This is a genomic window from Ferrovibrio sp., assembly GCF_029255545.1.
Taxonomy (GTDB): Bacteria; Pseudomonadota; Alphaproteobacteria; order Ferrovibrionales; family Ferrovibrionaceae; genus Ferrovibrio.
The window spans coordinates 31,878-37,656 of the sequence record NZ_JANLJJ010000060.1 but is presented as its reverse complement, the minus strand read 5'-3'; the positions used below and the strand labels follow the sequence as shown (position 1 = coordinate 37,656).

Annotated in this window: 6 protein-coding genes; 4 read left to right on the top strand and 2 right to left on the bottom strand. The window is 64.4% G+C overall.

What is annotated here, in order from left to right; genetic code table 11:
- Positions 1-459: DUF2867 domain-containing protein (locus Q1J79_RS12050; RefSeq protein WP_300300575.1), on the top strand; the 459-nt coding region annotated here is incomplete at its 5' end.
- On the opposite strand, the gene Q1J79_RS12045 is transcribed toward Q1J79_RS12050, so the two are convergent.
- Positions 456-1,292: a hypothetical protein gene (locus Q1J79_RS12045; protein ID WP_300300572.1), complete on the bottom strand. Its 837-nt coding sequence runs from the start codon at positions 1,290-1,292 to the stop codon at positions 456-458. The two genes, Q1J79_RS12050 and Q1J79_RS12045, sit on opposite strands and share 4 nt — an antisense overlap.
- Positions 1,293-1,346: 54 nt before the next feature.
- Entirely contained in the window at positions 1,347-2,261 is a 915-nt protein-coding gene (gene gcvA, locus Q1J79_RS12040) for a transcriptional regulator GcvA (protein WP_300300569.1), read from the bottom strand.
- 148 nt (positions 2,262-2,409) lie between these two features.
- On the opposite strand from gcvA, the gene leuC reads away from it, so the two are divergent.
- The 3 genes from leuC (at position 2,410) to leuB (ending at position 5,716) form a co-directional block, all read left to right on the top strand.
- The gene (gene leuC / locus Q1J79_RS12035; protein ID WP_300300566.1) at positions 2,410-3,822 is read left to right on the top strand and encodes a 3-isopropylmalate dehydratase large subunit; all 1,413 of its coding nucleotides are present in this window, start codon (positions 2,410-2,412) and stop codon (positions 3,820-3,822) included.
- 21 nt (positions 3,823-3,843) lie between these two features.
- Positions 3,844-4,467 (top strand): 3-isopropylmalate dehydratase small subunit, encoded by a 624-nt coding sequence (gene leuD / locus Q1J79_RS12030; RefSeq protein WP_300300564.1) that lies wholly within the window; start codon positions 3,844-3,846, stop codon positions 4,465-4,467.
- Between the two features lie 136 nt (positions 4,468-4,603).
- Positions 4,604-5,716: a 3-isopropylmalate dehydrogenase gene (leuB, locus tag Q1J79_RS12025; protein WP_300300562.1), complete on the top strand. Its 1,113-nt coding sequence runs from the start codon at positions 4,604-4,606 to the stop codon at positions 5,714-5,716.
- Positions 5,717-5,779 lie beyond the last annotated feature (63 nt).

Below are 5,779 nucleotides of genomic sequence, written 5' to 3'. Positions count from 1 at the left end.
CCGCCCGATCCGGCCTTCCTCGCCACCCTGCCTGGCGCCGATTTCGCCGATGCCTTCAGCATCGTTGTGCCGAGCCGCGACCTGGACGCGCGGGAGATCTCCGCCTTGGTCTTCAGCACCCCGCCGGCCTGGGTCAGCGCGTTGATGGACATGCGCAATGCGATCATGGGCCGGCTCGGCTACAAGGCGCCAAAAATCCGTAAGGGTTTTCCGGTGCTGCGCGAGTCGGAGACCGAAGTGGTGTCGGGCCTGGATGACCGCCACCTCGATTTCCGCGCCCTGACGCGGATCGAGGCGGTCGATGGCGGCAGCCGCATCACACTGACCACGGCGGTCGCCACCCATAACCGGGTCGGGCGCGTCTACCTGATGCTGATCATGCCGTTCCACAAGCTGATCGTGCGCAGCATGGTGAAACAACTGGCCATCAGATTGGCCAAGACGATCGAACAGGCTTAATCGAACAGGGCCGCCTTGACTTGCGGCGCATCGAACATGCGCTTGCTGCTGTGACCCACCTTGGGCACCTCGACCAGCCGCCAGTTCAGCGCCCAACCCCGCTCCCGCGCCAGCGCCTGGCCTGCCTGGAAAAAGTTCACCCCGCGGTCATAACGTGTGGCGCCCTGCCCCACGGCATCGTCGCTGTCGTCGCGATTCTTCCCGCCGGTATCGCCCATGCCGAGATAGACGGTGATCGGCGCGGCCAGATAGCGGCGCAGAAACTCGTCATTCGCCAGCGAAGCCGTGGCACCACCCAGGCCGAAAGGAAAATCCTGCCCGAGTGTCGGAAACACCCATGACGATGGATTGGCGACCACGATGCGGCGTGCCTGATGCGGCACGAAGGCGGCAAAGCGGCTGAGGAACTGGCCGCCGGCGGAATGGCCGATCATGTAATAGGACCAATCCGGCCGGTCTTCTTCGCGACGCAGAATCTCGATCAGCCTGAGCAGAGTTGTGCCGACCCATTTCTCCTGCGGTTGCAACGCCTTCTGGTTGGCGATGCCACCGCGCTGATAAAGCGCCGAGGGGAATCGGCTTTTGTCAAACAGCGGCGCAACCACTGCAAGGCCGTAACGGTCGGCAATGGTCTTTGCATTGTCGCGATAAACATCCGCGTCGCGTGCGATGCCATGGAATACCAGCAGCAGCGCGCCATCCGTGTAGCTGGCGGGCTTGTAGGTGAAGAGCTCGAGATTGAAATCGCCGGCCTTCACGACGCGATAGCCGTCGCCAACCGGAATGGGCTGCGCCTCTGCCGTCGCTGCAAAGACCAGCAGGCCGACCAGCATGACAACCCGCGTTATGATTCCCCGCCACATAGCCACCCCTGCTGTGGGACCGCACTATTGTGCAGCGGTTTGCCCGCCCTTCGCCGACACGTCCTGCACCAGCCAGTCGCGCATCGCCTTGATGCGCGGCGCGTCGGCCATATGCTCGAGGCAGACGAACCAGTAGGCATTGGTGAGCGGCAGGGTCTTGTCGAACAGCTTGACCAGCCGGCCGGCCGCCACTTCCTCGGCCACCAGTTCGGGGTCCATCACCGCGATGCCCATGCCCTGGACGGCAGCCTGGATCGCGTAGGAGCGGGTCTCGAACATCTGGCCGATATTGACGTCGATGCGAGTCTCGCCCACCGAATTCAGCCAGATGCGCCAGTCGTCGCGGCGGTTTTGGCTGTGCAGCAGCTTCTGGTCCTTCAGGTCGGATGGTTTTTTGATCAACCCGGCGAATTTCGGATGCGCCACCGGCACCAGGGATTCCGAGAACAGCCGGGTGCAGGACAGGCCGGGCCAGTCGCCGTCGCCATGGCGGATGGCACAGTCGATGCCCTCGCGCTCCAGGTCGGCGGGTTTCAGCGAGGTGGTGATGCGCACCTCGATATCGGGATACTGCTCCTGGAACCGCGGCAGGCGCGGGATGAACCAGCGCATGGCAAACGTGGACAGCATCGAGACGGTGAGCGTGCCCTCGCCGCGCCTGGCCTCCAGCTTGCTGAGCGCGCTGGCCAGGTGGTCGAAGCCCTCCTGCACGTCTGGTAAAATTAACTGTCCCTCGGTCGATAAAACGAGGCCCTTGCGGGTGCGATGGAACAGCGGCACGCCCAGCAGCTCCTCGAGCTGGCGGATCTGGTGGGAAATCGCCGACAGCGTGACCGAGAGTTCCTCGGCGGCGGCCGTGAAATTCAGGTGCCGCCCGGCGGCCTCGAAGGCTTTCAGGGCGTTAAGCGGCAAAAGGCGGCGGCTGGGCAGGTGGGCCATAGGAATTTCTTTTAAGCCGGAGGCGAATTTAAATCCACCGGGCCGGGCACGATCCCTACTGGACGGCAGCCCCCCGCTGAGCTTCAATCCGGCCACCGAAACGCCCTGAACTCGCAATAAAAATACGCAAGAGAACGGACCTGCCGCCATGACCGCGCCCCGCACCCTGTATGACAAGATCTGGGACAGCCACCTCGTCGACATCGATTCCGAGGGCAACGGCCTGCTCTATATCGACCTGCACCTGGTGCACGAGGTGACCTCGCCGCAGGCTTTCGCCGGCCTGAAGGCCGCCGGCCGGCGCGTCCGCCGCCCCGACCGTACCGTGGCGGTGCCCGACCACAACGTGCCGACCACGCCCGACCGCGCCCAGTTCGTGTTCGAGGACGAGGAGGCCCGCATCCAGGTCGAGACGCTGGACCGCAACGCCCGCGAATTCGGCGTCAACTACTACCCGATGAACGACATCAACCAGGGCATCGTGCATATCGTGGGCCCTGAGCAGGGCTACACCCAGCCGGGCATGACCATCGTGTGCGGCGACAGCCACACCTCCACCCATGGCGCTTTCGGCAGCCTGGCCTTCGGCATCGGCACCTCGGAAGTCGAGCATGTGCTGGCGACCCAGACCCTGCCGCAGCGCAAGGCCAAGAACATGAAGATCAACATCGACGGCCAGCTCGGCCCCGGTGTGACGGCCAAGGACATCATCCTCGCCATCATTGGCAGGATCGGTACCGCCGGCGGCACCGGCTATGTGATGGAATATACCGGCAGCGCCATCCGCGCCCTTTCCATGGAAGGCCGCATGACGGTGTGCAACATGTCGATCGAGGCGGGCGCCCGCGCCGGGCTGATCGCGCCCGACGAGAAGACCTTCGAGTATGTGAAGGGCAAGCCCCATGCGCCCAAGGGCGCAGCGTTTGAGCAGGCCCTGGCCTGGTGGAAGACCCTGCCCAGCGATGACGGCGCGCATTACGACACCGTGATCGAGCTGAAGGCCGAAGACATCGCGCCGCATATCACCTGGGGCACCAGCCCGCAGGACGTGGCGCCGATCACCGGCGTGGTGCCGAACCCCGCCGATGTGAAGGACGAGCAGAAGCGCGCCGCCCTTGAACGCGCGCTGAACTACATGGGGCTGAAGGCCGGCGAGAAGCTGGATACCGTGCCGATCCAGCGCGTGTTCATCGGTTCCTGCACCAATGGCCGCATCGAGGATCTGCGCGCCGCCGCCGCCGTGGCCAAGGGCCGCAAGGTGGCCGCCGGCGTGCAGGCCATGGTGGTGCCCGGCTCTGGGCTGGTGAAGCACCAGGCCGAGGAAGAGGGTCTGGACAAGATCTTCCTCGCCGCCGGTTTCGAATGGCGTGAGCCGGGTTGCTCGATGTGCCTGGCGATGAATGCCGACAAGCTGAAGCCCGAGGAACGCTGCGCCTCCACCTCGAACCGCAATTTCGAGGGCCGCCAGGGTGCGCGCGGCCGCACCCATCTGATGAGCCCGGCCATGGCAGCAGCAGCCGCGATTGCCGGCAAGCTGGCCGACGTGCGCAAGATCGCCTGAGCCGGACAGGGAGAGACAGACATGGACAAGTTCACCACGCTGACGGCCGTTGCCGCCCCGCTGCCGATGATCAATGTCGATACCGACATGATCATCCCCAAGCAGTTCCTGAAAACCGTGGAACGCACCGGCCTGGCCAAAGGCCTGTTCTTCGAGCTGCGCCAGACGCCGGACGGCAAGCCGGTGGCCGATTTCTTCATGAACCAGGCGCAATACAAGGGCGCGCAGATCCTGGTGGCCGGCGACAATTTCGGCTGCGGCTCCTCACGTGAGCATGCCCCCTGGGCGCTGCTGGATTACGGCATCCGCTGCGTGATCGCGCCGTCGTTTGCCGACATCTTCTACAACAACTGCTTCCAGAACGGCATCCTGCCGATCAAGCTGCCGCAGGCCGATGTGGACAAGCTGATGGACGACGCCAAGCGCGGCCAGAATGCCCGCGTCACCGTCGACCTGGCCAAGCAGGAAATCACCGGCCCCGATGGCGGCGTGATCAAGTTCGAGATCGACGCCCACAAGAAACACTGCCTGCTGAACGGCCTGGACAATATCGGGCTGACCCTGGAGAAGAAGTCGAAGATCGACGCCTTCGAGAGCAAGCAGCATGGCACCCAGCCCTGGCTCTATGCCCAGGCGGGCCGCTGAGACACGCAACCACCTAAAACCGTCATGGCCGGCCAAAGAGCATTCTTGGGCCCGGCCATCCACGAGTTTCTTTTAAAACAAGACGTGGATGCCCGGCACAAGGCCGGGCATGACGCAATATGAAAGGACTGAAAGAATGGCTTCCAACCGTACCATGCTGATGCTGCCCGGCGACGGGATCGGCCCCGAGGTGATGGGCGAAGTGCGCCGGGTCATCGAATGGATGGACAAGCGCCGCCATGTCTCGTTCGACGTGAAGGAAGACCTGGTCGGCGGTTCGGCCTACGACAAGCATGGCACGCCGCTGGCCGACAAGACCATGCAGGACGCGCTGGATTACGGCGTGGTTTTGCTGGGCGCCGTGGGCGGCCCGAAATGGGACGGCCTGCCCTTCGACAAGAAGCCCGAGCGCGGCCTCTTGCGCCTGCGCAAGGAGATGGACCTGTTCGCCAACCTGCGCCCGGCGAAATGCTTCGACGCGCTGGTGGAGGCCAGCAGCCTGAAGCCGGAACTGGTGCGCGGCCTGGACATCATGATCGTGCGCGAGCTGACTGCCGGCCTGTATTTCGGCGAGCCGCGCGGCATCGAGACCCTGCCCAATGGCGAGCGCCGCGGCATCAACACCCAGTCCTACACCACGAGCGAAATCCGCCGCGTGGCGGCCGTGGCCTTTGAGCTGGCGCAGAAGCGCGGCAACAAGGTCACCTCGCTGGAAAAAGCCAACGTGATGGAATCCGGCGTGCTGTGGCGCGAGGAAGTCACCAAGCTGCACCAGGAGAAATACAAGGACGTGCAGCTCGAGCACATGTATGCCGATAACGGCGCCATGCAGCTGGTGCGCAACCCCAAGCAGTTCGACGTGATGGTGACTGACAACCTGTTCGGCGACATCCTCTCCGACGAGGCCGCGATGCTGACCGGTTCGCTCGGCATGCTGCCCTCCGCCTCTCTGGGCGCGGCCGATCCGGTGACCGGTCGCCGCATGGCCCTGTTCGAGCCGGTGCATGGCTCGGCGCCCGACATCGCCGGCCGTGGCGTGGCCAATCCGCTCGCCACCATCCAGAGCTTCTCGATGGCGTTGCGGTATGCCTATGACCTGGGCAACGATGCCGACCTGATCGACAAGGCGGCGGAAAACGTGCTGCAGAGCGGCGTGCGCACCGCCGACCTGGGCGGCGGCAGCGCCAAGGTCGGCACCAGCGGCATGGGCGATGCCCTGCTGAAAGAGCTGGACAAGCTGGCGGCATAACACCGCCGCGCAGGACAAAAAGATCGAGGCCGGGACTTGTCCCGGCCTTTTTCGTTTACAGTC

Bases quoted from the DNA above. Each gene is read 5' to 3' on its own strand.
- Q1J79_RS12045 (WP_300300572.1), bottom strand. From the start codon at position 1,292: ATGCTGGTCGGCCTGCTGGTCTTTGCAGCGACGGCAGAGGCGCAGCCC.
- gcvA (WP_300300569.1), bottom strand. From the start codon at position 2,261: ATGGCCCACCTGCCCAGCCGCCGCCTTTTGCCGCTTAACGCCCTGAAA.
- leuC (WP_300300566.1), top strand. From the start codon at position 2,410: ATGACCGCGCCCCGCACCCTGTATGACAAGATCTGGGACAGCCACCTC.
- leuD (WP_300300564.1), top strand. From the start codon at position 3,844: ATGGACAAGTTCACCACGCTGACGGCCGTTGCCGCCCCGCTGCCGATG.
- leuB (WP_300300562.1), top strand. From the start codon at position 4,604: ATGGCTTCCAACCGTACCATGCTGATGCTGCCCGGCGACGGGATCGGC.